The sequence below is a fragment of the Caulobacter sp. genome (assembly GCF_017744445.1).
Lineage (GTDB): Bacteria > Pseudomonadota > Alphaproteobacteria > Caulobacterales > Caulobacteraceae > Caulobacter.
The window spans coordinates 1-502 of the sequence record NZ_JAGIBH010000165.1 but is presented as its reverse complement, the minus strand read 5'-3'; the positions used below and the strand labels follow the sequence as shown (position 1 = coordinate 502).

Sequence of the window (502 nt, the reverse complement as noted above, 5' to 3'; positions counted from 1 at the left end):
CGCGCCCGCACTGGCCGTTGCAGCACCCGCCGGCAACGACCGCGCCGCCAGCGTCGCCCGCGTCGACCGCGCGCGCCTGGACGAGACGCTGCGTGGCTTCGTCGATTCCGGACAGCTCGTCGGCGTGTCCGCGCTGGTCTACCAGGACGGGCACGAGGCGTATTCGGGCGCATTCGGCCTGGCCGACCGCGAAGCGGCGCGGCCGATGGCGCGCGACACCATCGCCCAGATCTTCTCGATGACCAAGCCGGTCACCGGCGTGGCGCTGATGCAGCTGTACGAGCAGGGCAAGTTCCAGCTCGACGAGCCGGTCGCGAAATACCTGCCCGAGTTCGCCGGCATCCGGGTGTACGCCGGCACCGATGCGAAGGGTCAGCCGCTGCTGCTGCCGCCGAAGCGCGCGATCACGATCCGCGACCTGATGCGCCACACCGCCGGACTGGTCGGCGGCGGCGACGACACCGGCCCGGTCGGCGCGCTGTACCGGAAGGCCGATCCGGAC

At 72.1% G+C, this 502-nt stretch carries 1 protein-coding gene; it reads left to right on the top strand.

Annotated features, from left to right (window positions below; translation table 11 throughout):
- Positions 1–502, top strand: a 502-nt coding sequence (locus tag J7528_RS24230; protein WP_363270518.1) for a serine hydrolase domain-containing protein, incomplete at both ends; no start/stop codon positions are given.